This window comes from Methanosarcina spelaei, from assembly GCF_002287235.1.
GTDB classification, from domain to species: domain Archaea; phylum Halobacteriota; class Methanosarcinia; order Methanosarcinales; family Methanosarcinaceae; genus Methanosarcina; species Methanosarcina spelaei.
Genome location: NZ_LMVP01000397.1, coordinates 1 through 484, shown reverse-complemented (window position 1 = coordinate 484; position 484 = coordinate 1). Strand labels below are relative to the sequence as shown.

Here is a 484-nt window from a genome sequence, read left to right as displayed (position 1 = left end):
CCCATGTCAGCTGGTCCGTGCGCACAAACTGCTATTTTTGACGCGTCAGGTGACATGGCAATACTGTTAGCAATACCCATGTTTCCGAGATTATGTTTATTCGATCCATCTGATTTCATCTCCCAGTAGGAGCCCCCAATTTCTTCATATATCTCAGCGTAGAGTATTTTTGAACCTGTAGGAAACCAGGTGTATATGTAATGGTACCTATACCAAACGGTATCAAGCAATTGTTTTTTTCCTGTCCCGTTTGCATTCATTATCCATAAATCGCTTCTGGGTCCTGCAGCGTCATCGTACCGATTTTCGATATATGAAATTTTGCTTCCGTCTGGAGACCATGCGTAGCTGGATGTAAAATTCTTTCCATTTGTGGAAGTAAGTTTCTTTTCTCCTGTACCATCTGAAAACACCTTATACAGCCCATTTTCCCTTGAGAAAAGGATTTCTCTTCCATCCGGAGACCAAACTGGGTAATCAGATG

General features: G+C 42.1%; 1 pseudogene. It reads right to left on the bottom strand.

The annotated features are described in order from the left end of the window. Positions 1-484, bottom strand: a pseudogene (locus ASJ81_RS15220) (PD40 domain-containing protein); the annotation flags it as partial.